The sequence below is a fragment of the Denitrificimonas caeni genome, from assembly GCF_905120345.1.
In the GTDB taxonomy this organism is placed as follows: Bacteria; Pseudomonadota; Gammaproteobacteria; order Pseudomonadales; family Pseudomonadaceae; genus Denitrificimonas; species Denitrificimonas caeni_A.
Genome location: NZ_CAJHOA010000004.1, coordinates 387,725 through 413,067, shown reverse-complemented (window position 1 = coordinate 413,067; position 25,343 = coordinate 387,725). Strand labels below are relative to the sequence as shown.

22 protein-coding genes are annotated in these 25,343 nt (G+C 48.7%); 14 read left to right on the top strand and 8 right to left on the bottom strand.

The features are described 5' to 3' along the window. Positions 1-21: 21 nt before the first annotated feature. From JYJ62_RS10030 to JYJ62_RS10000, 7 genes are all read left to right on the top strand, one after another. Complete coding sequence (locus tag JYJ62_RS10030; RefSeq protein ID WP_205342064.1) at positions 22-606, top strand: peroxidase-related enzyme; 585 nt, start codon at positions 22-24, stop codon at positions 604-606. A 60-nt stretch (positions 607-666) separates the two neighbouring features. Beyond that, on the top strand, positions 667-1,935 hold the full coding sequence (locus JYJ62_RS10025) for an OprD family porin (protein WP_232365759.1): 1,269 nt from the start codon (positions 667-669) through the stop codon (positions 1,933-1,935). A 154-nt stretch (positions 1,936-2,089) separates the two neighbouring features. Continuing rightward, positions 2,090-2,860 carry an ABC transporter ATP-binding protein gene (locus tag JYJ62_RS10020; RefSeq protein ID WP_205342063.1) on the top strand — a complete coding sequence of 257 codons (771 nt, stop codon included), beginning with the start codon at positions 2,090-2,092 and terminating at the stop codon, positions 2,858-2,860. Then, positions 2,857-3,570 carry an ABC transporter ATP-binding protein gene (locus JYJ62_RS10015; protein WP_205342062.1) on the top strand — a complete coding sequence of 238 codons (714 nt, stop codon included), beginning with the start codon at positions 2,857-2,859 and terminating at the stop codon, positions 3,568-3,570. The genes JYJ62_RS10020 and JYJ62_RS10015 overlap by 4 nt, the downstream gene beginning before the upstream one ends. A 74-nt stretch (positions 3,571-3,644) precedes the next feature. Continuing rightward, positions 3,645-4,856, top strand: a complete 1,212-nt coding sequence (locus tag JYJ62_RS10010) for an ABC transporter substrate-binding protein (RefSeq protein ID WP_205342061.1) — start codon at positions 3,645-3,647, stop codon at positions 4,854-4,856. A 66-nt stretch (positions 4,857-4,922) separates the two neighbouring features. Continuing rightward, positions 4,923-5,810, top strand: a complete 888-nt coding sequence (locus tag JYJ62_RS10005) for a branched-chain amino acid ABC transporter permease (RefSeq protein ID WP_205342060.1) — start codon at positions 4,923-4,925, stop codon at positions 5,808-5,810. 13 nt (positions 5,811-5,823) lie between these two features. Then, complete coding sequence (locus JYJ62_RS10000) at positions 5,824-6,816, top strand: branched-chain amino acid ABC transporter permease (RefSeq protein ID WP_420042839.1); 993 nt, start codon at positions 5,824-5,826, stop codon at positions 6,814-6,816. Between the two features lie 185 nt (positions 6,817-7,001). On the opposite strand, the gene galE is transcribed toward JYJ62_RS10000, so the two are convergent. From galE to JYJ62_RS09970, 6 genes are all read right to left on the bottom strand, one after another. Continuing rightward, a complete protein-coding gene (galE, locus tag JYJ62_RS09995; protein ID WP_205342058.1) occupies positions 7,002-8,024 on the bottom strand; it encodes a UDP-glucose 4-epimerase GalE in 1,023 nt (340 codons plus the stop codon). 22 nt (positions 8,025-8,046) lie between these two features. Then, entirely contained in the window at positions 8,047-10,638 is a 2,592-nt protein-coding gene (locus JYJ62_RS09990; protein WP_205342057.1) for a TRAP transporter permease, read from the bottom strand. Positions 10,639-10,734: 96 nt separating this feature from the next. Further along, positions 10,735-11,706, bottom strand: a complete 972-nt coding sequence (locus JYJ62_RS09985) for a TAXI family TRAP transporter solute-binding subunit (RefSeq protein WP_205342096.1) — start codon at positions 11,704-11,706, stop codon at positions 10,735-10,737. Between the two features lie 135 nt (positions 11,707-11,841). Continuing rightward, positions 11,842-13,152: an amino-acid N-acetyltransferase gene (argA, locus tag JYJ62_RS09980; RefSeq protein WP_205342056.1), complete on the bottom strand. Its 1,311-nt coding sequence runs from the start codon at positions 13,150-13,152 to the stop codon at positions 11,842-11,844. 134 nt (positions 13,153-13,286) lie between these two features. Then, complete coding sequence (locus tag JYJ62_RS09975) at positions 13,287-14,552, bottom strand: inorganic phosphate transporter (protein ID WP_205342055.1); 1,266 nt, start codon at positions 14,550-14,552, stop codon at positions 13,287-13,289. Positions 14,553-14,589: 37 nt separating this feature from the next. After that, positions 14,590-15,267 (bottom strand): TIGR00153 family protein, encoded by a 678-nt coding sequence (locus tag JYJ62_RS09970; RefSeq protein ID WP_205342054.1) that lies wholly within the window; start codon positions 15,265-15,267, stop codon positions 14,590-14,592. Between the two features lie 104 nt (positions 15,268-15,371). On the opposite strand from JYJ62_RS09970, the gene JYJ62_RS09965 reads away from it, so the two are divergent. From JYJ62_RS09965 to JYJ62_RS09945, 5 genes are all read left to right on the top strand, one after another. Beyond that, entirely contained in the window at positions 15,372-16,736 is a 1,365-nt protein-coding gene (locus JYJ62_RS09965) for an inorganic triphosphatase (RefSeq protein WP_205342053.1), read from the top strand. A gap of 79 nt (positions 16,737-16,815) precedes the next feature. Beyond that, a complete protein-coding gene (locus JYJ62_RS09960) occupies positions 16,816-18,597 on the top strand; it encodes a GspE/PulE family protein (RefSeq protein ID WP_420042838.1) in 1,782 nt (593 codons plus the stop codon). 65 nt (positions 18,598-18,662) lie between these two features. Continuing rightward, positions 18,663-19,583, top strand: a complete 921-nt coding sequence (locus JYJ62_RS09955) for an SPFH domain-containing protein (RefSeq protein WP_205342052.1) — start codon at positions 18,663-18,665, stop codon at positions 19,581-19,583. Further along, positions 19,580-20,032: an NfeD family protein gene (locus tag JYJ62_RS09950; RefSeq protein ID WP_205342051.1), complete on the top strand. Its 453-nt coding sequence runs from the start codon at positions 19,580-19,582 to the stop codon at positions 20,030-20,032. The genes JYJ62_RS09955 and JYJ62_RS09950 overlap by 4 nt, the downstream gene beginning before the upstream one ends. Before the next feature lie 52 nt (positions 20,033-20,084). Then, positions 20,085-20,846: an NRDE family protein gene (locus JYJ62_RS09945; RefSeq protein WP_205342050.1), complete on the top strand. Its 762-nt coding sequence runs from the start codon at positions 20,085-20,087 to the stop codon at positions 20,844-20,846. A gap of 119 nt (positions 20,847-20,965) precedes the next feature. Here the strand turns inward: JYJ62_RS09945 and JYJ62_RS09940 are convergent, their stop codons facing one another. Both JYJ62_RS09940 and JYJ62_RS09935 read right to left on the bottom strand, forming a co-directional pair. Further along, a complete protein-coding gene (locus tag JYJ62_RS09940; protein WP_205342049.1) occupies positions 20,966-21,898 on the bottom strand; it encodes a hydroxymethylglutaryl-CoA lyase in 933 nt (310 codons plus the stop codon). Then, positions 21,898-23,100, bottom strand: coding sequence for a CaiB/BaiF CoA transferase family protein (locus JYJ62_RS09935; protein ID WP_232365758.1), 1,203 nt, complete (start codon positions 23,098-23,100; stop codon positions 21,898-21,900). The genes JYJ62_RS09940 and JYJ62_RS09935 overlap by 1 nt, the downstream gene beginning before the upstream one ends. 183 nt (positions 23,101-23,283) lie before the next feature. Between JYJ62_RS09935 and JYJ62_RS09930 the strand changes: the two genes are divergently transcribed. Then, positions 23,284-24,198 carry a LysR family transcriptional regulator gene (locus tag JYJ62_RS09930; RefSeq protein WP_205342048.1) on the top strand — a complete coding sequence of 305 codons (915 nt, stop codon included), beginning with the start codon at positions 23,284-23,286 and terminating at the stop codon, positions 24,196-24,198. A 118-nt stretch (positions 24,199-24,316) separates the two neighbouring features. Continuing rightward, the gene (locus JYJ62_RS09925; RefSeq protein ID WP_205342047.1) at positions 24,317-25,324 is read left to right on the top strand and encodes a DctP family TRAP transporter solute-binding subunit; all 1,008 of its coding nucleotides are present in this window, start codon (positions 24,317-24,319) and stop codon (positions 25,322-25,324) included. Positions 25,325-25,343 lie beyond the last annotated feature (19 nt).

The following is a 25,343-nucleotide window of genomic DNA, read 5'->3' as shown; positions in this document are numbered from 1 at the left end:
TAATAATAAAGAGGTTGCAGCATGTCTCAATTGAGCCGATTTCCGCTTGCCGATTCTATTTTAGAGTTGCCCGATGATATTCAGCAACAGATGCTCGCGGTGCAAGAAAAAGCCGGATTTATCCCCAATGTGTTTTTAATGCTGGCGCATCGTCCCGCTGAGTTTCGGGCATTTTTTGCTTATCACGATGCGCTGATGGATCGTGAATCACCCACACTTACGCTAGCTGAACGCGAAATGATTGTGGTGGCGATGAGCGCACAGCATGAGTGCTTATATTGCGTGGTCGCGCATGGTGCCTTGCTGCGTATTTATTCTAAGCAACCGCACTTATCCGATCAGATTGCGATTAACTTCCGTACCGCACCGATTACTGCCAAGCAACGGCTGATGCTGGATTACACCTATCACTTAGCGATTGACTGTGGCGTGCTGACTGATGAGTGGGTCGCCAAGCTGCAAGCGCAGGGTTTTAGTCTGGATGATATTTGGGATATGGGGGCGATTGCCTCTTTCTTTGGGCTATCCAATCGTTTGGTATCCATGGCCGGCACACCGCCCAATGATGAGTTTTATTTGATGGGGCGGATTCCCCGCGTCAAATAATGCAATAGAGCTCAATGCTCCTACATAAGAAGTCGTCAATAACAACAAGAGAGACTCACTATGCACGTTAAAATGAATAAGATATTTTTAGTCAGCACCTTGGCGGCGGCGATTGCCGTGCCTAGCCTAGCGCAAGCGGCATTTGTTGAAGATAGCGAAGGCAGTTTAAGTTTACGTAACTTCTATATGAACCGTGATTACCGCGACAGTGGTTTACCTGGTGCACCTGTTCATAAAGGCAAAAGCCAGTCGAAGTCTGAAGACTGGGGCCAAGGCTTTATGTTGCGTCTAAAGTCAGGCTATACCGAAGGTACTATCGGTTTAGGTGTGGAGGCCTTGGGGTTGGCTGGAATTAAACTGGATTCGGGTGGCGGCACAGGGGGGACTGGCACCTTGGTGCGCAGTCGTCATACTGGTAAATCTGCCGACCAGCACGGTTTTATTGGTTTTACCGGAAAAGCAAAAATCTCTGACACAGTGCTGACGGTTGGTACACACGAGCCTGTGCTGCCGATTGCTTTCCGTAATGACACACGGATGCTGCCGCAGACCTTTCAAGGTGGCCAAGTTCAATCTAAAGATATTGACAACCTAACCCTAACAGCAGGACAGTTTCAGAAAGTACGCCTGCGTGATTCGACTAACTACGAAAATATGATCATGGCTGCAGATGGTGCAACCGGTGGTGTTACCAGTAATAAGTTTAACTATGCTGGTAGCAGTTATCAGTTTATCCCAGGCCTAACGGGTACTTATTTTTATGCTGAACTAAAAGATAACTACAGTCAGCACCACGCCAACCTGCAGTTTTTAACGGATTTAACCAGCGTACTTAAATTTAAGACTGATCTGCGTTACTTCAAAAGCTCCGACAAGGGTAATACTAACGTTGATAGCAGTTTAGCCAGCGGTATGTTCTCGCTCGGTTACGCAGGGCATTGGTTAGGTCTAGGTTACCAAGATCAAAGTGGTAAAACTGGAACACCCTATTTGGGTGGCGGCACTGACCCTTGGACGATGAATACCTCAACCTACTATCCTTTCTTGCGTGCTAAAGAAGATTCTTGGCAAATACGTTATGACTATAACTTTGCGCAAATCGGCGTACCGGGCCTGAATTTGATGGCGCGCTACGTCAGTGGTGATAATTTTAAAGTCGCTGGACAGAATGCTAAAGAGTGGGAACGCGATATTGATCTGGGTTACACCGTGCAGTCAGGTCCTTTAAAAGATGTCAGCTTGTTGGTGCGTAACGTGATGTACCGTGGCTCGCATACCACTGATATTGACGAAAACCGTGTCATCGTTAACTACACATTTAAGTTTTAATTTCCTAAGACGATTAAAGCGCGTGATTAAGCGCAAGTCTTTTTTGCTTAATCACGCTTGCTTTAAAAGGAAAACTCTTGTTATCGTTAACGTAAAGGGAATGCGATTATAAAGCTAATAACCAACAACAATAATCAGGGTTAGAGGGCTGCACATGTCATCGGATATTATTTTAGAAACGCGTGGGTTAACCAAGGCGTTTCGTGGCTTTACTGCCGTCAATGATGTTGATTTAAAAGTTAAAAAAGGCCATATCCATGCCTTAATTGGTCCTAATGGTGCAGGCAAAACCACATTTTTTAATTTATTAACACATTTCTTACCGCCGACCCGTGGAGAGATTCTTTTCCAAGGTAAAGCCATCACCGGCACCCGTGCCAATCAGATTGCCAAGTTAGGGCTGGTGCGCTCATTTCAGATTTCTGCCGTGTTTGGACAGATGACTGTTTTGGAAAACGTACGTGTGGCCTTGCAAAGTAAACAAGGTAATTCGTTTCATTTTTGGAAATCCGAACGCAGCTTAAATAGTTTAAATGAGCGAGCGATGGAATTACTCGAAAAGGTCGGGCTGGGTAGTTTTGCCGATACGGTCACGCATGAACTGTCCTATGGCCGTAAGCGCGCCTTAGAACTGGCGACTACCATGGCCCTTGATCCGGTGATGCTGTTGTTGGATGAGCCGACGCAAGGTATGGGTCAAGAAGATGTCGATATGGTGGTTGACCTCGTCCGACGTGTGGCGGTGGGGCGTACGGTATTAATGGTTGAGCATAATTTGAGTGTGGTCAGTCGTTTATGCGATGCGATTACCGTGCTGGCGCGCGGCTCTATTTTAGCCGAAGGTGATTATGCAACAGTCTCGGCTAATTCAGCGGTACGTGAAGCGTACTTAGGTACTGCGGTGACGGACGAGGTGGCGCTATGAATGCATCCAATCGTGAACAACTCGTGGTTGAAGATTTGCATGCCTACTACGGTCAGTCGCATATCTTGCATGGCGTCAACATGGTCGTGCGCCGTGGTGAGTTAGTGACTTTACTCGGCCGTAATGGCGCCGGGCGCAGCACCACCTTGCGCGCGATTATGAATATGGTTGGCAAGCGTAGCGGTTCGATCATGATCAATGGCACGGAAACCATGACTATTCCGGCCCATCATATTCCGCGTTTAGGTGTGGGTTTTTGCCCTGAAGAGCGCGGTATTTTCGCCAGCCTCAATGTCGAGGAAAACTTACTGCTGCCGCCGACTGTGCGCAGCGGCGGCATGAACCTTGATGAACTCTATGAGATGTTTCCTAACCTGTATGAGCGGCGCTTTAGTCAGGGCACGCGACTCTCAGGGGGCGAGCAGCAAATGCTAGCTTTGGCACGTATTTTACGCACTGGAGCGAACTTATTATTGCTCGATGAAATTACTGAAGGCCTGGCTCCAGTGATTGTGCAGAAATTAGCCGAAGTGCTGATCAAGCTTAAAGAAAAAGGTCTGACTATTGTGTTGGTTGAGCAAAATTTTCGTTTTGCTGCACCCCTTGCTGACCGTCATTACTTAATGGAACACGGCAAAATCATTGACGAAATCAGTGCGGCTGAATTGCCATCAAAACAGGAGTATTTGAGTAAAAATTTAGGTGTATAAACTTTTTCTCAGCAGAGAAGCCTCGTAAGAAACCACTTAGTGTGACAACAACAATAAAACTCAAAAGGTGTTCTATGAAAGGTTTAAGAAAAGCAATTGGTCTGATCGTTGCCGCAGGTTTACTGTCTAGCACTGCGCAAGCTGCCATCAGTGATGATGAAATTCGTATTGGCTATCTGGCTGATATGTCAGGCACCTATCGTGACCTGTCCGGCCCTGGCGGTTTAGAAGCGCTGAAAATGGCGGTTGAAGATTTCGGTGGGCAGGTCAATGGTAAAAAAATTGTCCTTTTTAATGCGGATGATTTGAACAAGCCGGATGTGGGTGCTAATACCGTACGGCAGTGGATTGATGAGAAAAACGTTGATGTAGTGACCGGTCTAGTCGCCACGTCAGTAGTGATGGCAGTTAATAAAATTGTTGAACAAGAAAACAAACTCGCACTTATTTCCGGTTCAGCCTCTTCTGCGTTAACCAATGAATTCTGTTCACCCAATCATATTCACTGGGTCTATGACACCTATGCCTTATCCAATGGTACGGCGCATGCGGTGCTACAAGAAGGTGGCAAAGACTGGTTTATTTTAGCGGCCGACTATGCTTTTGGTCACGCTTTAGAAGCGGATCTAACCAAGGTGATTGAGGCTGAAGGTGGAAAAGTCGTCGGTAAGGTCCGTCACCCATTCCCCAGTAATGATTTCTCTTCTTATATCCTGCAGGCGCAAGGTTCTGGTGCTGAAGTGGTCGCTTTGGCCAATGCTGGTGCCGATATGGTTAACGCTCTGCAAACCGCCAGTCAGTTTGGTTTAAGTCAATCAGGACAAAAACTTGCGGGCATGGTGGTGTTCTTAAACGACGTACACTCGATGGGTTTAGAGGTTACTCAAGGCTTGATGCTCACCACCGGTTGGTACTGGGATATGAATGATGAAACCCGAGAGTGGGCGCAGCGCTACCATAAGCGTGTGGGTCGCATGCCGACTATGGCGCAAGCGGGTGTTTACTCTTCAACCATCCATTACCTCAATGCTGTGAAAGCCACAGACTCGGATGACTCACAAGTGGTTCGCAGCAAAATGATTGAAACGCCGATCAACGATATGTTTGCTAAAAACGGCAAGATACGTGAAGACGGTCGGATGGTGCATGACATGTACCTCGCACAAGTAAAAACGCCTGCCGAGTCTAAATCAGAGTGGGATCTCTACAACATTCTACGCACAATTCCAGGCGAGCAAGCCTATCGTTCATTGGCTGACAGCCAGTGCAAACTTATAAAAAACTGATTGTTTAATGCCGTTATGAACCGTTGCAATTGCCTTGCAGCGGTTCTTTGGAGTGGGTGACAACCTATGACGATACTTTTTGGCGTTCCCCTCAGTGTGCTACTGGGGCAGCTACTCCTAGGACTGATTAACGGGGCATTTTATGCTTTGTTAAGTCTTGGACTGGCTATTATTTTTGGCTTACTGCGCATCATTAACTTTGCCCATGGTGCACTGTATATGCTGGGTGCGTTTGTCACCTTATTGAGCTTGCAATACTTAGGGGTGAATTACTGGTTTGCACTGTTTTTAGCACCGCTGACGGTTGGCCTGATCGGTATGCTGATTGAAAAATATCTGCTGCGTAGAATCACGGGTGAAGATCACCTCTATGGACTGTTGCTAACCTTTGGTTTAGCGCTGATTATCGAAGGCTTGTTCGTTAAGTTATTTGGCGTGTCCGGTAGCTCTTATCCCATGCCTGATGCGCTGAAAGGCGGCTTTAATTTAGGCTTTATGTTCTTGCCGAAATACCGTGCTTGGGTGATTGTCGCAGCATTAATTGTCTGTTTCGTGACCTGGTACATGATTGAGCGGACACGGTTGGGTTCCTATCTGCGCGCCGGCACTGAAAATCCAAAGTTGATGCAAGCTTTCGGTATTAACGTACCGCTTTTAATCACCTTAACTTACGGTTACGGCGCTGCATTAGCGGCGTTTGCTGGTGTGTTAGCCGCTCCCATTTATCCGGTTTCACCTGGTATGGGTGCCAACCTGTTGATCGTGGTCTTTGCCGTCGTGGTGATTGGTGGAATGGGCTCGATTATGGGCGCGATTGTCACCGGTCTATTAATGGGCTTGATCGAAGGCTTAACCAAGGTGTTTTACCCAGAAGCGGCCAACACCGTGGTGTTTCTAGTGATGGTGCTGGTGTTGTTAGTGCGTCCAGCGGGTCTATTTGGTAAGGAGACATAAGATGTCTGACACGATCAAAAATCCGGAGCAACAACAGCGTGTGCGTGTTGAGCGTGAACGTCGGATTGCGGCCAGTCGGCGCAATAAAATATTCTTTGCGGTATTTATCGTCATCGCCTTAGTGGCACCTTTTGGCATTTATCCCGTGTTTTTAATGAAACTGCTGTGTTTTGCGCTATTTGCTTGTGCGTTTAACTTGCTTCTAGGCTATGCGGGGCTGTTGTCATTTGGGCATGCGGCTTTTTTAGCGACGGGTGGCTATATCACTGGTTTTGTTCTAACTGAGTACAGTGGTTTAGGTACTGAGCTGGGAATTTTGGCTGGGACTGCGGCGTCAGCAGCATTAGGTTTGGGCTTTGGTTTATTAGCGATCCGTCGGCAAGGTATCTACTTTGCGATGATTACTTTAGCTTTAGCGCAGCTGGTGTTCTTTATGTTTATGCAGTCTAGTTTTACCGGTGGTGAAAACGGTCTGCAAGGCGTACCACGCGGACAGTTATTTGGCTTTATTGATCTACAAGATAACCTGAATATGTACTACTTTGTCTTAGCCATATTTCTATTTGGTTTCTTGCTGATTCAGCGCACGATTCACTCACCTTATGGACAGGTGTTGAAGGCGATTCGTGAAAATGAGCCGCGCGCTATTTCATTAGGTTACAACGTCGATGCACACAAGTTGCTCGCCTTTGTTTTGTCGGCCGCGTTAACAGGCTTAGCTGGCGCAACTAAAACCGTGGTTTTTCAATTGGCTTCATTAACCGATGCGCATTGGCATATGTCGGGTGAAGTGATTTTGATGACCTTGCTCGGTGGTGTGGGCACTGTACTTGGACCTTTTGTCGGTGCCAGTATTGTTGTGACCTTACAAACGTATTTAAGTAACAGTCCGCTTGGCGAATGGGTGCATGTGATTTTAGGTGTGATTTTTGTTCTTTGCGTGCTGATGTTCCGCGCTGGAATAGTGGGATGGTTCAGCAAACTGATTCAGAGAAACTTTAAATAACGCTGACAAAACGGGTATGGATATTTTAGTTGTGACCAACAAAAGCTATCGGTACTGAGTTATTTAAAGTGTGGTTAAAGAAAAAGCGGCCTGAGTGCCTGAGGTTAAACTCAAACACTAAGGCCGTTTTTTCTTTAAATAGAGCAGGCGTTAGGTGCTAAGACACTATCTTGCGCTAAACCTTGTTATTGGCTAAAACCATTGGGATTGCTCTGCTGCCAGCGCCAGGTATCATGCATCATATCGTCGAGGCTGTGCTTGGCTTGCCAGCCCAACTCGTGTGCCGCTTTTTTCGGATCGGCCCAGCACTCTGCAATATCACCACCGCGTCGCGGTACGATTGCATAAGGCACCGTAACACCGGCCGCTTGTTCAAAGGCGCTGACCATCTGTAATACGCTATAGCCTTGTCCGGTACCTAAGTTCCAGACATGTACGCCTTGTTCGGTAGCAATGGCGGCCAAGGCTTTTAAGTGGCCATCAGCCAAATCGACGACATGGATATAATCACGCACACCGGTGCCATCTACGGTGGGGTAGTCATCACCATATACTGATAACTTTTGTAGTTTTCCTACAGCAACCTGACTGATATAAGGCAGCAGGTTGTTCGGAATACCATTTGGATCTTCACCGATCAGCCCACTGCTATGGGCACCGACTGGATTAAAGTAGCGCAGTACGGCGATGCTCCATCGAGGCTCGGAAAGACTCAGGTCACGCAGTATTTCTTCGATCATTAACTTGGAACGACCATAGGGATTGGTTGGCGTACCGGTAGGGCAATCTTCGCTAATGGGCATCTGTTTTGGCTCGCCATATACCGTGGCAGACGAGCTAAATACCAGATTAAACACGCTAGCTGCGGCCATCGCCTGAAATAAGACCACGCTACCGCTGACGTTATTTTCATAATAGGCCAGTGGCTGTTGCACGCTTTCGCCGACGGCTTTTAAGCCAGCAAAATGCAAGACAGCGTCGATCGAGTAGCGGGCAAAAATTGAATCTAACAGTGCGCGATCACGAATATCACCTTCAACAAATGTGGCGGCTTTACCGCAAATACGCTCGACACGACGTAAAGATTCCAACGAACTATTGGCTAGATTGTCTAAGACAATGACTTCATGGCCTGCTTCAAGCAGAGCCAGTGTAGTATGTGAACCGATATAACCTGCGCCACCGGTAACTAAAATAGAGTGCTTCATGCGATGTCTAAACGTCCTTAAATCAGTGAGCTATTTGATGGTCATGTGGCTGCTGTTGTGCTGGCGTCGAGCGTTTTCTACGCCATTGCAAAGCACTCACGGCAAACAGTAATAGTAAGCCTGGAATCCACATAATTTCTTTAGGCATACGATCGGTGGGTGCTCGGACCAGTAAAATTTCTTGATCAAATTGCAAACCTAGATCCGCAGCTGGGCTAGCGAAGGCGACGTTATCGATTAGGGTTTTACCATCTTCCTCGATCAGCATCAAACCTAATGCTTGCAGACGTTCTTCACCGCTACTACCGTCGGGTACCGGTAATAAAATAACAAATTCGTGCGGCTCGCCTAATTGATCTTCACCTTTTAAACGTAAGCGTAACTGGCTGCCTTCATCAACTTGGCCTAAAGCCTGGACCAGCTGACTCGGCGGGATATCTTGGTAGGGATCATGCGCCATATCCATCCAGAAACCCGGTCTAAATAAAGTAAAGGCCACTAATAATAGCAAGACACTTTCATACCAGCGGCTACGGGTGATAAACCAACCTTGGGTGCCTGCGGCAAAAATTAGCATAGCAATCGTGGCGACAATAAAGATCAGAATTCCGTGCATCACACCGATATTGATCAGTAGTAAATCCGTATTAAAGATAAATAAGAACGGGAGGGCTGCGGTACGCAAACTGTAGTAGAAGGCTTGCACACCTGTTTTGATGGGATCGCCTTTGGAAACTGCCGCAGCGGCAAATGAAGCCAGGCCCACGGGTGGCGTGACATCCGCCATGATACCAAAATAGAAGACAAACAGATGCACCGCAATCAGTGGCACAATCAAGCCATTTTGCTGGCCGAGGGTGACAATAACTGGCGCGAGTAGACTGGACACTACAATGTAGTTGGCCGTGGTGGGCAAACCCATACCTAGAATTAAACTGAACACTGCGGTAAATAACAGCATCAATAGCAGATTGCCCATTGAGAGTAATTCAACCAAGTCAGCCAGTACTAAACCGACGCCGGTTTGTGACACTGCCCCCACAATTACCCCAGCGGCAGCGGTAGCAATACCGATACCGATCATATTGCGTGCGCCGGCAATCATGCCTTCGCGTAGATCGATGACCCCGTCCAGCCAGCCGCCATGGTCATAGCTGTGATCGCTACGCATCCAGGTCAAAATAGGGCGTTGCGTTAGCAAAATAAAGACCAGCATCACGCTGCCCCAAAATGCCGACAAACCCGGTGACAAGCGTTCAACCATTAGGCACCACACCAACACCACCACCGGCAAGACAAAGTGCAGGCCAGACAGTAAAACCGTACGGGTGACCGGTAGTTCTTCCAAGGGTTTATCGGGGTCTTCGAGCGGCAAAGGAGGGTTGCTGGCGGCAATTTTTAACAGACCTAAGTAGGTGATCGCTAATAAAATACCAATGCCTAACAGGGCGTGCTCACCCAGCGCTGGCTTGAGCCAACCAAGGCCGTAGTAAACCACTAAAGAAATGCCGGAAATCAGCGCAGCACCAAAAGCAAAACCGGTTAATCGACGCAACCAAGGTTTAGGCTGATAATGGCCGATCGGTTGCATGTTTAATTTAAGCGCTTCTAAATGCACGATATACAGTAGAGCGATATAGGAAATGGCTGCCGGTAAAAAGGCATGCTTAATGATTTCGACATAAGGAATACCAACGTACTCCACCATTAAAAACGCTGCAGCACCCATCACTGGCGGCATAATTTGCCCGTTAACCGAGGACGCCACTTCGACGGCACCGGCTTTTTCGGCGGAGAAGCCAACGCGTTTCATCATTGGGATAGTGAAAGTGCCGGTGGTCACCACATTGGCGATGGATGAACCGGAAATCATCCCAGTCAAACCAGACGCGACCACCGCTGCTTTGGCCGGACCGCCGCGCATATGGCCGAGTAAGCTAAAGGCCAATTGGATAAAGTAGTTACCGGCCCCCGCGCGCTCTAATAAAGCACCGAACAAAACAAACAAAAAGACAAAACTGGTGGATACGCCCAGCGCAATGCCGAACACCCCTTCGGTGGTGATCCACTGGTGATTGGCTAGAGCGGTAAAACTGACGCCACGATGGGCGAGCATCTCTGGCATATAAGGGCCGGCAACGCTGTAGGTCAAAAACAGTAAGGCAATAATGGCCAGCGGCGGGCCTAAGGTACGGCGGGTGGCTTCCAGTAATAGTGGAATACCAATACAAGCCGTGACTAAGTCAAAGGTGGTTAAGCTGCCGGGACGTAAGGCCAGCTCTTGGTAAAAAATAAATAAATAAGCAGCACTGGCAGCAGCGACTAAGCCCAGCGCAATATCAGCGAATGGTACACGATTACGTGGCGATTTTTTAAAGGCAGGATAGGCTAAAAAAGCTAACAGTAGAGCAAAAGTTAAGTGAATCGAGCGCGTCTCAGTGTCGTTAAACACACCAATACGGAAAATAAACGGCAGCGGTGAGGCAATCCACAATTGAAACAGCGACCACAGTAACGCAAGGCCAGCGATAACCTGCGCCATAATACCGTCAGGCAAGCGTGCTCCTGAGTCTTGTGCAATAAGTTCTTCGGCGGAAAGGTGTTTGTCTGACATGGCAGTTAACCTGCTTAGAATCTAAAGAACCCGATACGTCAGCGCTAGATTAAGTGCCGACGTACCGAGATGATGCAACGAGCACGCAGTCAGTTATTACAACCAGCCGCGCTCTTTATAGTAACGCACAGCGCCTTCATGTAACGGTGCTGATAAACCTGCTTCAATCATTTCTTCAGCGTTTAAATCTTTAAAGGCTGGGTGTAAACGCTTGAAACGGTCAAGATTATCAAAGACTGATTTAACCACTTGATAGACTAAATCAGCACTGACTTTGCTACTGGTCGAGAGCACCGCTTTACCACCGATCGACGGGGTTGGCAGGTCATTACCGGTATAGATGCCACCTGGGATTTCAGCTTTGGTGTAGTAGCTTTTTTCAGCGAGCAGAGCATCAATTTCTGGACCGGTTACTGGGATCAGTACCGCATCAACAGTGGTGGTGGCTTCTTGAATAGCACCGTTTGGGTGACCTACAAAGTAAGTCATGGCATCAATGTTGTTATCATTGAGAGCACTGGCTTGCTCAGCGGGTTTCAGTTCAGCGGCTAAGGAGAAGGTTTTACGATCCCAGCCTTTTTTCGCCATGATTTCTTCGAGAGTATCGCGCTGACCGGAACCTGGGTTACCGATATTGACACGCTTACCTTTTAAATCATCAAAGTTGGCAATGTGCGAGTCACGACGTGCCAGTACGGTAAACACTTCACTTTGTAGTGAGAACAGTGCACGCATATCGTCCATAGCACCTTCAGCTTCAAACGGCGCTAAGCCTTTCATCGCTTTATATTGGTGGTCAGACTGCATTACGCCGAAGTTAAATTCGCCGCTGCGAATGCCGTTAACGTTGGCTACACCACCGCCACTGGCTGGAGCATTACAGCGTACGCCGGTTTCTTTGCTATCACGATTAATAAAGCGGCAGATCGATTGCCCAGCCACGTAATACACACCGGTTTGTCCGCCGGTGCCAATGGTGACGTATTTTTCTTCGGCCTGTGCCATACCGCTCAAGCTCATTCCAGCGAGGGTCATGGACAGGGCCCATGCGAGAGTTTTGCCTTTGATCATGGGAGTACTCCTTCATTATTATAAACGCAGCAAAGAACATTATATGTTGAGAGCTGCGCTGCAGGTTGCTAAACATCGGATTAATATCTAGCAACATGTTTGCACTTTAATAGCTTTTAATACTAAAGACTATTAGCCCAAGGTTTTGCGAAAGACCTTGGAGTTGCGCTGAAAGTTATACAGGGATGCTTTCGCGCTGGGAAGCTGTTCCAGTGTACAGGCTTGAAAACCACGCTCCTGAAACCAATGAGCGGTACGGGTGGTGAGAACAAACAGTGAATTTAGCTGCAGGGCGCGAGCGCGACGTTCAATGCGCTCCAGCAACACATCACCATGCCCGCCATGTCGATACTCCGGATGCACAGCCAAACAGGCCAGCTCACCCGTCTCTTGATCAGGAAATGGATAGAGTGCTGCGCAGGCAATAATTAAACCGTCGCGTTCGACAATACTGAATTGGCTGATTTCACGTTCGATTAAATCGCGTGAGCGACGCACTAAAATACCTTGCTCTTCCAGTGGTCGAATCAACTCTAACAAGCCACCGACATCTTCAATTTGTGCTTCGCGTACTTGTTCAAATTGGCCTTGATCGACGAGCGTGCCACAACCATCACGGGTGAATGTTTCCGTCAGTAAGGCACCGTCGAGGTGGTAACTGATGATATGACAGCGTGCTACGCCGCCACGGCAAGCGCTGACGGCAGCCTGTAGCAGTTCCGCTTGCTCGAGCTGTTTGTTTTGTTTAAAACGCTGGATATGTTGCTCAGCATGCTGTGCTGGTAACTCGCGAATTAGCTGACCAGAACTGTCTAACAAACCTTGCTCGGCACTGAATAACAATAGCTTATCTGCTTGTAATTCAATCGCGGCGCGTGTGGCAATGTCTTCGCAAGCCAGATTAAAGGTTTCGCCGGTCGGTGAGTAACCCATGGGTGGTAGCAGGACAATACTGCGATCATCCAGTAAACGCTTGATGCCTTTACTATCAATACGCCGCACTTCACCGGTGTGCTGATAATCCACACCATCGATAACGCCCAGTGGCCGTGCGGTGACAAAGTTACCGCTGGCGACACGTAAACGCGCACCATGCATGGGTGAGGCGGCCATATCCATGGATAAGCGGGCTTCTATAAACGCCCGTAATTGGCCCACTGCATCCAGCACACAATTTAAGGTGGCGGCATCAGTAATACGCAAATCTTGATGGTAGTGCGATTGCAAACCGCGCTCGGTTAAACGCGCTTCAATTTGCGGGCGTGAGCCAAACACCAGTACCAAACGCACGCCTAAACTGTGCAATAGCACCAGATCGTGGAGGGTATTGCCAAAATTTTCATGGGCAATACTTTCACCGGGCAACATCACCACAAAGGTGCGTTCACGATGAGCGTTGATATACGGCAGAGAGTGGCGGAGCGAGTTAACGTAATCGTGCATGAGTGCATCCAGTCATGGCGACAGCTAAAGGATTATCAAGATCTACAGCGGCTGGTTATCACTGCATGGAAACAGTGCCGTTTTTTCAGACAATACGCAATCACGTCGTGCCTGAAAAAACGCAGTGCTAAGTATTATAGAAAGATCAATTTCAAAATACTGAAGAACACGATAGCGAGGAAGGCACCGGCCGGTAAGGTGATCGCCCACGACATAAAGATCGAACCAATCACCCGTAGGTTCAGTGCACCGATACCGCGTGCTAAACCAATACCGAGTACCGCTCCAACTAAGGTGTGCGTCGTAGAAACTGGTAAACCAATCGCTGATGCGCCGACCACGGTCGAGGCGGTGGCCAACTCTGCGGCAAAACCACGACTTGGGGTGAGTTCGGTAATACCACGGCCAACGGTAGCAATGACTTTATAACCGTAAGTGGCTAAACCAATGACAATACCGACGGCGCCCAAGAGTAGAACCCAGGCCGGTACAGCTGATTTAGCACCCAACTCAGCAACGCCATTACTTTGAATGACTCCAGCAATTGCCGCGAGTGGGCCGACCGCATTGGCGACATCGTTAGCACCATGGGCGAACGCCATCGAGCAGGCGGTGAAAATCATCAAGGTAGCAAAGACTTTTTCCACGCTGGCAAAGTAAGTACTGCGGTTAGCATCGGGAGCAATTTTGACACGACGTAACAAAACAATGCCAAACAGCATCACTAAAATACCGATACCGACTGCAAGGAGAACACTTTGCTCGCTATTAATCTCTAAACCAACATGCTTAAGACCTTTAGAAATAGTCATTAAAGCGACCATAAAGCCGGTCAGAAACATATAAACAGGCACATAGCGTTTTGCGTTTTCAAAAGGATTATCAGTATTGATAATCAGTTTTTGCACACTAACGAATAAACCAAAGGCTAAGACGCCAGACAGGAACGGTGTCACCACCCAGCTGGCAGTGATAGGTAGAATAGCGCTCCAGTGTACCGCATCAAATGACACACCAAAGGCGGCAAAGCCAACCACTGCACCAATGATGGTGTGTGTTGTTGATACTGGCCAGCCCTTACTTGTCGCAATAAGGAGCCAAGTGCCGGCGGCCAGCAGCGCTGACATCATTCCTAGCACCAACAAGTCCGCGGTCATTACATCAATATCGACAATGCCGTTTTTGATGGTTTCAGTAACTTCACCACCGGCTAAATAAGCACCACAGAATTCAAAAACCATCGCGACAACAATGGCTTGCTTAATGGTCAGAGCGCCTGAGCCAACAGAGGTTCCCATGGCGTTAGCAACGTCATTGGCACCGACACCCCACGCCATAAAGAAACCAAAAAGACAGGCCAACATTAATAGAATGAAGCCGTAGTCGGTTAAAAAAGCCATAAAAAATCCGCTTGTTCCAGGTGGGGCGCGCTATTGATTAGCGCGCAAGCAATTGTTCCAATCGGTTGCCGATCCGCTCAGCGCGGTCAGCGACATCACCAATCCATTCGATGATGGTATAGAGAAACATAACATCGACAGGTGGCATCTCTCTTTCCAGCTTAAACAGGGTACGGCGGACTTCAATTTGCATGCGGTCGGTATCGTGCTCAATGTCTTCAAGGACTTCGATCATGGCGGTAACGCGATTGACTTCGCGGTTACCAAAACCTGTTTCGAGAATTTCATCCAATTCGTTCATTGCGGTCAGTGCTTGCTCACTGGCATCAACAACACGCTGAACAAAGGCCAGAATCATTGGCTGCAATGGTTGCGGGATGACCATTTGCCGACCCAACATCAGTCCGGCAATGTCTTTTGCGCGGTTGGCGACTTTGTCCTGTACACTGAGCAGTTCAAGTAAGTCAGAACGCGGCACAGGTAAAAATAGACTTTTTGGCAGGTGAATACGAACATTGCGCTTGAGTTTATCGGCTTCTTTTTCCAGCCGAGACATCTCTTGCTGCACAAGCTCAACGCGTGCCCAGTCTTCGGCAATGACAGCTTGGAAAAAAGGCACCAAATTTGAAGCACATTCATGTGCTTTGGCAATATGTTGCTGCATCGGCCCAATGGGCGAACGACCAAACAAACTAACAAACGGGTTTATCGACATAGAGAGCTGCGCTCGGTTTCCAATAACAGCCATGATTATACGGTGCTGTCATAGGGTTCGACTAGCCTAGCGATACACTAGCAACAATTTGAATTGAGAATACCATGGCTAAAGAAACAGAAATAAAGCTCCGAATCAGCCCTGCAAGCCTTGCTACGCTGCGTGAACACCCCAGTTTAGCTACGCGCGGCGTGGGTCAGTGGCAGACCAGTGAACTGCTTAATCGGTATTACGATACCGCTGATTTTGCCTTGGCCAACAGCCAAGTCGCACTACGCATTCGTCGTGATGGCGAGCAATTGATCCAAACCCTGAAAAGTAAAGGGGCGAGTGTCGCTGGATTATCCGAGCGTAATGAGTTCGATTGGCCGTTAAAAAGTAACCGCTTAGTGCTCAGCCATTTAGATGAGACCTGTTGGCCAGACAGTTTACGTGAGCTGGATAAAAAACAACTGAAAGCGGTATTTAGTACTGATTTTAAACGTCAATTTGCAGAGTTACGCTGGTTGCGTGATGGCGTCGAAACTGTGGTTGAAGTGGCATTGGATCAAGGCCTAGTGATTGCCGATCAACAACAAGAAGACATCTGTGAAGTAGAGCTGGAATTACGTGCAGGTGATCCAGCAGCATTGCTTGAATTGGCGTTTGAATTAGCTGCTGATGTCGCGCTAATGCCGTGTGATATCAGTAAGGCTGAGCGTGGTTATCGTTTATTTGATGCCAATAGTTACAGCGTTGCTGCTGAAGCAGCACAATTAAACGCTGAGATGCCATTAGATGATGGTTTTGCTGCAATTGCTTGGCAGTTATTGGGTAACAGTCAGCGTTTAGCTGAGCAATACCGCTTTAATGGCCATTGGAAGTTACTGGAGCAATGGTTACAACAGTTGGTTGGTTTGCGTGCGCTATTGACCAGTCTCGGACAGGCAATGCCGCGTGCTACAAGCAGTACCTTACGTACGCAGTTGGACGCGCTGATTAATGATTGGCGGGTACGTATTCTAGCCGGTGCTGACGATCAACGTGTTCGCGAAGCAACGCCACTTGAGTTTACTAGTGAACTCACTCATACCCGTTGGGGGCTTTTTTCTCTGCAAATGGCGCTGTGGCTACAAAATAAAGAGTGGCAGAAGAAACGTACGGTACGCGGTACGCGTCAAGGCACGGCAACCTTACAAAATTGGTTATTGCAGTTCTTAAAAGACGAAGCAGAGGCGTTGCAAGTGCATCGTTATATGCGTCAACCGGAAGATCTAGCCGAACAAGCCCCGCGTCTTGAGCGCTTGTTAGTCTGGTTGCAGACAGCGCGTCATATGACTGAACTGGTTGATAGCGATCGTTTATTTGGTGTCTTACGTGAATTGCACAACATTGCCTTACAGTCATTAAGTGCCGAAGCATTGGTGGTGCGCCGCGAGCATTTAGGTCATGTGCTGACTCTGAATGCATGGAAACAATTGCGCAGTTAAGCTTAAGTCATGAGCGCCGCAGGCGACTCGCGCAATGCATTTCCTGCGGCTGATGATTTAAGAGATGAACAAGGAAGAAATGATGACGTCAACTGCGCCTGAACGTTTGCTAGATTTAAATGAAGTCTTGGCTGAATTGGTTAAGCAGGGGCGCATTGATCAGGATATGGCCGAGCACTGCTTAGCCGCGCGTCGTGGGCATGCCGCGACCCTCAGTATGCATCCGTTGGAGTATATCGCGACTCAACAATTGGATGACGCTTTACGACTCGGTCGTACGTTAGATCTAGAAAGCTTAACGCTGTGGTTGGCAGAGTGGGCGCAACAGCCCTATTTACGGATTGATCCATTGAAAATTGATGTGGTCGCAATTACTCCGTTGATGTCGTACGCCTTTGCTCAACGCCATAAAATTCTTGCGGTTGCTGCTAACAGTACTGAAGTGACGATTGCCAGTGCGCAGCCGTTTATGCGCAGCTGGGAAGCCAACTTAGCCCATGTGTTGCGCCGGCCGATTAAGCGTGTGGTGGCTAACCCCGTCGATATTCAGCGTTTTACTACCGAGTTTTATCGACTGGCACGCTCGGTCTCTGGTGCCTCGGCCGGTGATCAGTTTATCAGTGGCGTGGGTAATTTTGAGCAGCTGCTAAATTTAGGGTCCAGTGATCAAGAGCCAGATGCCAATGATGCGCATATTGTTAATATCGTCGATTGGTTATTCCAATATGCTTTTCAGCAACGCGCGAGCGATATTCATATTGAGCCGCGTCGTGAGCAAGGCACGGTGCGCTTTCGTATTGATGGGGTATTGCATACGGTGTATCGCTTCCCTGCACAAGTCACTATGGCGGTGGTCAGTCGTTTAAAAAGCTTGGGGCGAATGAATGTTGCGGAGAAGCGCAAGCCACAAGACGGCCGAGTTAAAACGAAGACCCCTGAAGGCAATGAAGTTGAGCTGCGTCTTTCCACCATGCCAACGGCGTTTGGTGAAAAGTTAGTGATGCGTATTTTTGATCCTGAGGTGTTATTAAAATCTTTTGATCAACTGGGCTTTTCTGCTGATGACTTACAGCGCTGGCGCAGTATGACCCGTCAATCTAACGGTATTATTCTGGTCACCGGACCGACTGGCTCAGGTAAAACCACCACCTTATATACCACCCTAAAACAGTTGGCCACTGAACAAGTCAATGTCTGCACCATTGAAGATCCGATTGAGATGATTGAGCCGTCTTTCAATCAGATGCAGGTGCAGCATAATATTGATTTAAACTTTGCCAGCGGTATTCGTGCACTGATGCGCCAAGATCCGGATATTATTATGATCGGAGAAATTCGTGATCTAGAAACGGCGGAAATGGCGATTCAAGCCGCATTGACTGGGCACTTAGTGCTGTCGACTTTGCACACCAATGATGCGCCCAGTGCGATTACCCGTTTGCTTGAACTGGGCGTGCCGTACTATTTACTCAAAGCTACTTTGTTGGGTGTCATGGCGCAGCGTTTAGTACGAACGTTATGTCCACACTGCAAAGCACCCGTCGAGATATCTGCTGATGATTGGAATGCGTTAACCCAGCCTTGGAGCGCACCGCTACCTAAAGGTGCACAGCAGGCAGTGGGGTGTTTAGAGTGTCGTGATACTGGCTATCGTGGTCGGGCGGGCGTGTATGAAATCATGCAACTCAACGATGCGCTTAAACCGTTAATTATGGCTGATAGCGATTTAGTACAACTAAAAAATCAAGCGTTTCGCGATGGCATGCGCAGCTTGCGTTTGTCCGGTGCGCAAAAAGTTGCTGCAGGGTTGACCACTATTGAAGAAATTCTTCGAGTGACGCCGCAAAGTCAACAGAAATAACACAAGCCTTTTATGGCATGCGCTCTATAATCGAAATTTAATGTTGCTGCTGAGATGGAGTTTTTATGGATATCGGATTGGTTTTATTTTTGTTTGTGGCCTTGGTTGCAGCTGTTGTTTTCATGGGCTTTAAGGTCGTGCCACAGGGTTATGAATGGACGGTGGAGCGCTTTGGTCGTTATACCGACACCTTAAAGCCGGGCTTGAATATTATTGTGCCAGTGATGGATACCGTGGGCCGTAAAATTAGCGTGATGGAGCGTGTGCTGGATATTCCTGCACAAGAAGCGATCAGTGCTGATAACGCCATCGTGCGCATTGATGCCGTGTGTTTTTTCCAAGTGGTGAATACCGCGCAGGCGGCCTATGAAGTGAGCGATCTGGAGTATGCGATTTTAAACTTAGTGATCACCAATATCCGTACTGTCTTAGGCTCAATGGAGCTGGATCAGATGCTCAGTCAGCGTGATGTAATCAATGAACGTTTATTGCACACCGTTGATCAAGCGACCGCGCCTTGGGGGGTGAAAGTCACCCGCATTGAAATTAAAGATATTACTCCGCCAGCTGATTTGGTCTCAGCGATGGCCAGTCAAATGAAGGCCGAACGCTTAAAGCGTGCGTCGATTTTAGAAGCGGAAGGACGTCGCCAAGCGGATATTTTGACTGCAGAAGGCGAGAAACAATCGCAAATTCTTAAAGCCGAAGGTAAACGTGAAGCGGCGTTTCTTGAGGCGCAAGCGCGTGAGCGTGCCGCTCAAGCGGAAGCAGAAGCAACGCGCATGGTCTCTGAAGCTATCAGTGGTGGCAGCATGCAGGCAGTGAACTACTTTATTGCGCAAAAATATATTGAAGCCTTGGGTAATATTGCCTCAGCCGATAACAGCAAAGTGATTATGATGCCGTTAGAAGCCACCCAGTTGATTGGTTCTATTGGCGGCATCAGTGAAATTGTTAAGGCGTCTTTTGACGGTAAGAAGGCATGAGTGAATACCTACAAAACTTAGCCGTTTGGGATTGGTTAGCCTTTGCCGCGCTCTTGCTAATTGTTGAGGTGTTTGGCACAGCAGGCTGTTTTTTGTGGTTTGGTACTGCAGCCGCCTTGGTTGGCGTGCTGCTGCTGATTTTTCCTGAGTTGACTTGGGCTTGGCAGTTCACCGCTTTTGCGTTGTTATCATTGGTCACCGCTTGGGTTTGGTGGCGACGCTTGCGCAAACAGCCGGCCGCAGCTGGACCGCGTTTAAATCAGCGCGGTAGTGAACTCATTGGCGGTGAGTTTTTACTGCAGGAAGCGATTAACGGCGGACGTGGCAAAATAAAAGCGGGTGACAGTTACTGGCTCGTCAATGGCCCGAGTTTGCCCGCCGGACAACGGGTTCGAGTGCTGGGTCAGCAAGGGACTGTGCTGCTGGTTGAAGCCTGCACTGTTGATTAAGCAACAGCTCTGCTGTATTCAAGTACGCTACCTATCTGATATTGAGTGAACTATGTGTTTAGTGGTCTTTGCCTGGCGGCCTGAGCATCGCCAACCGTTGTTATTACTGGCGAATCGAGATGAAATTCATGCGCGCCCCAGCGCAGCACTGGCGGCGTGGGCAGATCAGCCTGGCATTTATGCTGGACGCGATTTAGAAGCAGGTGGCACGTGGCTTGGTATCGCTGAACAAGGTCGCTTTGCCACCCTAACTAATATTCGCAATAGATCATTGCCATTGGGCGAGCACTCGCGTGGTGCTTTAGCCAGTGACTATTTAGCCTCGCAGCTTAGCCCGCAAGCGTATTTACAAACAGTTGCCGCCAATATTCACCAGTACAGTGGCTTTAACTTATTGGTTGGTGATTTACAGTCAATTTGGTATTTAAGCTCTACGCAACCGCGCCCGATACGTTTAAGTCCTGGCGTATATGGCTTATGCAATGGCAGTTTAGATACCCCTTGGCCTAAATTAGTCCGTGCCCGCAGTGCTTTTGCGCACAACTTAGAGGCGTCCGATCAAACTTTGTTTGAGTTGATGCAGGATGAACAGCGTGCCGAGGATGATCAACTGCCGGATACTGGTGTGGGCTTGCCCATGGAGCGCATGCTCTCGAGTCTATTTATTCGTGGGGAAACCTACGGCACTCGCGCCATCAGTTTATTGCGTGGTTATGAGGATGGCCGGATGTCATTGGATGAGCGCAGTTATGCCGCCGATGGGCATTTTTTAGGTCATGCGCGCGTTGAACTAGTCGCCAAGCTGAGTGAATAGATCGCGCTGTCATCCAGCTTATTAGTAACGCTTATGGCCGCAGTTCATGCTTCTTAACGGAGCAAGCACTGCGGTTTTATTGCTGTGCAGGTTAACTATTAGTTAGTGAATGGCTTACTTCATGACTTAGCTTGCGCTGCTTTGGGTAAGGGGTAGCGACGATCGGCAACCCCAGCTTTTAAGAGCGCACTGGGTACCGGATGTTGCAGTAATTCCGGTAAGGTTGACGCAGCGTCCAGTAGTGCAGCCAAGTTAACACCCGTATCGATACCCATCCGTTGCAACATATGCACCAAATCTTCTGTGCATATGTTGCCGCTGGCGCCTGGTGCATAGGGGCAGCCGCCGAGTCCGCCTAAAGACGCATCAAAATAGCGCACCCCAACCTGCCACGCGCTTAAAGCATTGGCTAAGCCCATGCCGCGGGTGTCATGAAAGTGCAAAGTAAAAGGTACCTCTGGCCAGCGTTGCAATACTTGTTGGCAGAGTTGGGCGACTTGCGCGGGGTCAGCCATGCCAGTGGTATCACACAGGGTAATGCCATCTAAGCCTAAATCGAGTAATTGCTCAATCAGACGCATCAGTTGCACATCAGCCACTGCACCGCTAAAGGGGCAACCAAAAGCAGTGGAAATCGACGCATTGAGCCGCACAGAATGACCTTGAGACAGCTGCACAATCTCCGCAAACTGAATCAGTGATTGCGCGGCGGTCATCCGTAAATTAGCCAATCCATGGCTGTCGCTAGCGGACAGGACTAAATTCATTTCATCTACAGCACAGGTTAAAGCGCGCTCTGCACCACGCACATTGGGTACTAGCGCGCTGTAGCACACGTGTGGATTGCGCTGCAGCGATTGCATCAGTTGCTCGGCATCGCGCAAGCTAGGGATGGCTTTTGGCGAGGTAAATGAGGTCACTTCAATCTTACTGACGCCGGATAGACTTAGCGCATTGACCAGCGCTACTTTGTCGGCCGTTGGGATAAACAGCGCTTCATTTTGTAAGCCATCACGCAGTGCAACTTCTTGAATATAAACTCGATCAGACATTAGATGACTCCTCGCTCACGTAAGCCTTGAATTTGCTCTGGACTTAGACCTAAACCGGCCAATACATCATTCGAGTGCTCTCCCAGCGTTGGCCCGCCTTGACCAATGCGTCCCGGCGTGCGACTCAATTTCGGTAACACTGCGGGTACCTGCAGCGCGCCGGCACTGGTCTGTACTATTTCCAGCATCTGTCTGGCTTGGTAGTGTGGGTCTTGCACAATGTCGGCAGCCGTATAAGGGAAGCCCGCTGGGACATCGGCCTCTTGCAAGACACTCAAAACCTGTGCGCGATTGTGGTTTTGTGTCCATGCGCTAATTGCTGCATCAATTAACTCTGCCTGTTGGCTGCGACCATCGTTATGCGCCAACTGCGGATTCTCGGCCAAGTCGGGGCGCCCAATGACCGTCATCAAACGCTTATAAATACTGTCACCGTTACCGGCAATCAACACGTATTGTCCATCTTGGCATAGATAGGAATTGGACGGCGTTATTCCAGGTAAGGCACTGCCTGCTGGCTCGCGTATATGACCATAGGTGCTGTACTCAGGAATTAAACTTTCCATCATGGCAAATACTGATTCATACAACGCCACATCAATCATTTGCCCTTCACCACTGCGCTGGCGTTCTTGCAAAGCTAACAGCACGCCAATCACACCGTAGAGTGCCGACAATGAGTCGCCTAGGCTAACCCCGACTCGAACCGGAGCTTGACCGGGATGACCTGTTAAGTAGCGCAAACCACCCATGGCTTCGCCAATCACCCCAAACCCAGGTAGATCGCGGTATGGTCCTGTTTGGCCGTAACCAGAAATACGTAACATGATCAATTGTGGATTAATTGCTGATAGCTCTTCCCAGCCAAGACCCCAAGCTTCAAGCGTACCGGGACGAAAATTCTCAATAAGAATATCGGTTTCGGCAATAAGCTGACGAACAATGGCTTGGCCTTCGGCATCTTTTAGATTCAGAGTAAGCGATTGCTTATTGCGTGACTGGACATGCCACCATAAGGAGGTGCCGTCTTTCAGCTTGCGCCATTTACGCAGGGGGTCACCGATCTTGGGTGGTTCAATTTTGATCACTTCAGCGCCAAATTCACCGAGCAATTTACTGGCAAAGGGACCGGCAATGAGTTGGCCCATTTCAAGGACTTTTAAGCCGTCTAAGGCCATCGGGTGGATTGTGCTTGTGGTCATAAAAGGCCTCACGGGTTCTGTCTATTTGCGTTACAGCATGGCTGCGCTCAGCAAGCAGAGCAATTGGCTAATGCTTAAGAATTGCTTCGTATTATGCGAAGGTGTAACTGTTTTACTGTAATAAATAGACAAGTATTTACCTGAGCTTTTTCTTAACGCCTTTTGGGGAGTCATACCGTTACTATGCGCCAAATTAATTTCATCACCCTCAAGCTGTTTGTTGCGGTTGCCGCCGAGCGTAGTCTTACCAAAGCTGCTGAGCGTGAACATTTAGCCTTAGCTGCGGTGAGCAAACGTATTAGTGACCTAGAGGCGCAACTGGGCAGTATCTTGTTGTATCGACAAGCCAAGGGGGTGGAACTCACCCCTGCTGGACACGCCTTGCTGTACCACGCTCGTAAAATGATGGACAACCTCTCTCAACTGACCGCCGAACTCAGTGAGTTTAGCGCTGGGATTAAAGGGCACGTGCGGATTCATGCCAATACCTCGTCGGTGATTCAGTTTTTGCCAGATGATCTCAGTGCCTTTGTTGCTCTGCATCCGCAAGTAAAAATTGATCTGCAAGAGCAATTCAGCTCGGATATTGTGCGCGCGGTTGCTGAAGGTCTGACCGATATCGGTATTTTTGCTGGAACTCAGACCGTAGAGGGATTGGCGGTATTTCCCTATCGCTGTGACCAGTTGGTGCTTGTTACCAGCCAGGGTCATCCGCTGGCAGAGGCGAGCAGCCTTGCTCTAGCCGACTGTATGGATTATGACTTTATTGGCTTGAGTCAGGATGCTTCTCTGCACCGATTGTTGCAGCAGACCGCTGCGGAGCAGGGCAGTCACTTGCGCTTACGGATTCAGGTACGCAGTTTTGAAGCCATTGGCCAAATGATTGCGCGTGGTATGGGTATCGGGGTGCTACCTGAGCGTGCCGTGCGTAGTTATTTGCCAAGTTTAGGGTTACAGAGCATCCCTTTGACGGATTTATGGGCGCAACGCGAGCTGTACATTGCTGTGCGCAATCTAGAAATGCTGTCGTTGCCAGCTCGGCAAATGTTAGAGCACTTATTGCCAGCATCGATCAGTTTGGCAGACCAGCCTTCGTAAAAGTCGAACCGATGCTTTTTAAAATGTGAATGTCGTGCTTTACATGCACAAGGTAGAGTCGAAAAACCAAATCAGTGCTAACTGTTTTGTTTTGACAACAATAATAAGGACTCATCTTATGCATAAGTTTACCGGATCCCATCTGCTTAAAGGTTTATTCGCCAGCTTAGTGTTGAGCGCAGCCGTTTGTGTTCAAGCGGCCGAGCCTATCATTATTAAGTTTTCGCACATTACTGCTGATAGCACACCAAAAGGACAAGGTGCGCTGTTGTTTCAGAAGCTGGTTGATGAGCGCTTAGCCGATAAGGTTAAAGTGGTGGTGTATGCCAACTCGTCGTTGTTTGGCGATGGCAAAGAAATGGAAGCGCTACTGTTGGGTGATGTGCAAATGTTAGCACCGGCACCGTCCAAGCTGGAGCAGTACACCAAACAATTGCAGTTGTTTGATTTGATGTTCCTATTTGACGATGTGGCAGCGGCTCAGCGCTTTCAAAACTCACCTCAAGGCAAGTCATTGCTCACCTCGATGGAACCTAAAGGGATCACCGGTCTGGCTTATTGGCTGAATGGCATGCGCCAGTTCACCGCGAATAAAGCATTGGTAAACCCTGCTGATGCGCGCGGCCAAAAATTCCGTGTTCAGCCATCTGACCTGCAAGCTGCGCAATACAGTGTGTTACGCGCAGTGCCTCGGAAAATGGCTTTTTCCGAGATTTATCAAGGCTTACAATCCGGCGTAGTTAGCGCACAAGATAACCCTTGGTCGAATATTTACAGCCAAAAATATCATGAAGTACAAAAGTACATGACAGAGTCCAATCATGCGGTGGGTAACTACCTGCTGATTACGAATACTAAGTTTTGGCATGCGTTACCGGCGGATATTCGTAGTGAGCTGGAAAGCATTATTGCCGAGGTGACAGTGCACGTGAATCAGCAAGCTGAAGCACTCAATGCCGAAGCTAAACAGGCGATTATTGATTCGGGTAAAAGCCAGATCATTTCACTCACCAGCGAACAACGCAGCGCATGGCGTGAAGCAGTACGTCCCGCTTGGTCGACGTTTGAACAAGACATTGGTCCTGACCTGATCGAAGCAGCACAGGCTGCAAACCGCGGCGAATAAACTGAAGCAGCATCGTTTA

Coding starts and splice junctions, on each gene's coding strand:
- JYJ62_RS10010 (WP_205342061.1), top strand. CDS start 3,645: ATGAAAGGTTTAAGAAAAGCAATTGGTCTGATCGTTGCCGCAGGTTTA.
- JYJ62_RS09960 (WP_420042838.1), top strand. CDS start 16,816: ATGATGACGTCAACTGCGCCTGAACGTTTGCTAGATTTAAATGAAGTC.
- JYJ62_RS10030 (WP_205342064.1), top strand. CDS start 22: ATGTCTCAATTGAGCCGATTTCCGCTTGCCGATTCTATTTTAGAGTTG.
- JYJ62_RS10015 (WP_205342062.1), top strand. CDS start 2,857: ATGAATGCATCCAATCGTGAACAACTCGTGGTTGAAGATTTGCATGCC.
- JYJ62_RS09925 (WP_205342047.1), top strand. CDS start 24,317: ATGCATAAGTTTACCGGATCCCATCTGCTTAAAGGTTTATTCGCCAGC.
- JYJ62_RS09945 (WP_205342050.1), top strand. CDS start 20,085: ATGTGTTTAGTGGTCTTTGCCTGGCGGCCTGAGCATCGCCAACCGTTG.
- JYJ62_RS10005 (WP_205342060.1), top strand. CDS start 4,923: ATGACGATACTTTTTGGCGTTCCCCTCAGTGTGCTACTGGGGCAGCTA.
- JYJ62_RS09970 (WP_205342054.1), bottom strand. CDS start 15,267: ATGTCGATAAACCCGTTTGTTAGTTTGTTTGGTCGTTCGCCCATTGGG.
- JYJ62_RS09950 (WP_205342051.1), top strand. CDS start 19,580: ATGAGTGAATACCTACAAAACTTAGCCGTTTGGGATTGGTTAGCCTTT.
- JYJ62_RS09940 (WP_205342049.1), bottom strand. CDS start 21,898: ATGTCTGATCGAGTTTATATTCAAGAAGTTGCACTGCGTGATGGCTTA.
- JYJ62_RS09930 (WP_205342048.1), top strand. CDS start 23,284: ATGCGCCAAATTAATTTCATCACCCTCAAGCTGTTTGTTGCGGTTGCC.
- galE (WP_205342058.1), bottom strand. CDS start 8,024: ATGAAGCACTCTATTTTAGTTACCGGTGGCGCAGGTTATATCGGTTCA.
- JYJ62_RS09955 (WP_205342052.1), top strand. CDS start 18,663: ATGGATATCGGATTGGTTTTATTTTTGTTTGTGGCCTTGGTTGCAGCT.
- JYJ62_RS09975 (WP_205342055.1), bottom strand. CDS start 14,552: ATGGCTTTTTTAACCGACTACGGCTTCATTCTATTAATGTTGGCCTGT.
- JYJ62_RS10025 (WP_232365759.1), top strand. CDS start 667: ATGCACGTTAAAATGAATAAGATATTTTTAGTCAGCACCTTGGCGGCG.
- argA (WP_205342056.1), bottom strand. CDS start 13,152: ATGCACGATTACGTTAACTCGCTCCGCCACTCTCTGCCGTATATCAAC.
- JYJ62_RS10020 (WP_205342063.1), top strand. CDS start 2,090: ATGTCATCGGATATTATTTTAGAAACGCGTGGGTTAACCAAGGCGTTT.
- JYJ62_RS09935 (WP_232365758.1), bottom strand. CDS start 23,100: ATGACCACAAGCACAATCCACCCGATGGCCTTAGACGGCTTAAAAGTC.
- JYJ62_RS09965 (WP_205342053.1), top strand. CDS start 15,372: ATGGCTAAAGAAACAGAAATAAAGCTCCGAATCAGCCCTGCAAGCCTT.
- JYJ62_RS09990 (WP_205342057.1), bottom strand. CDS start 10,638: ATGTCAGACAAACACCTTTCCGCCGAAGAACTTATTGCACAAGACTCA.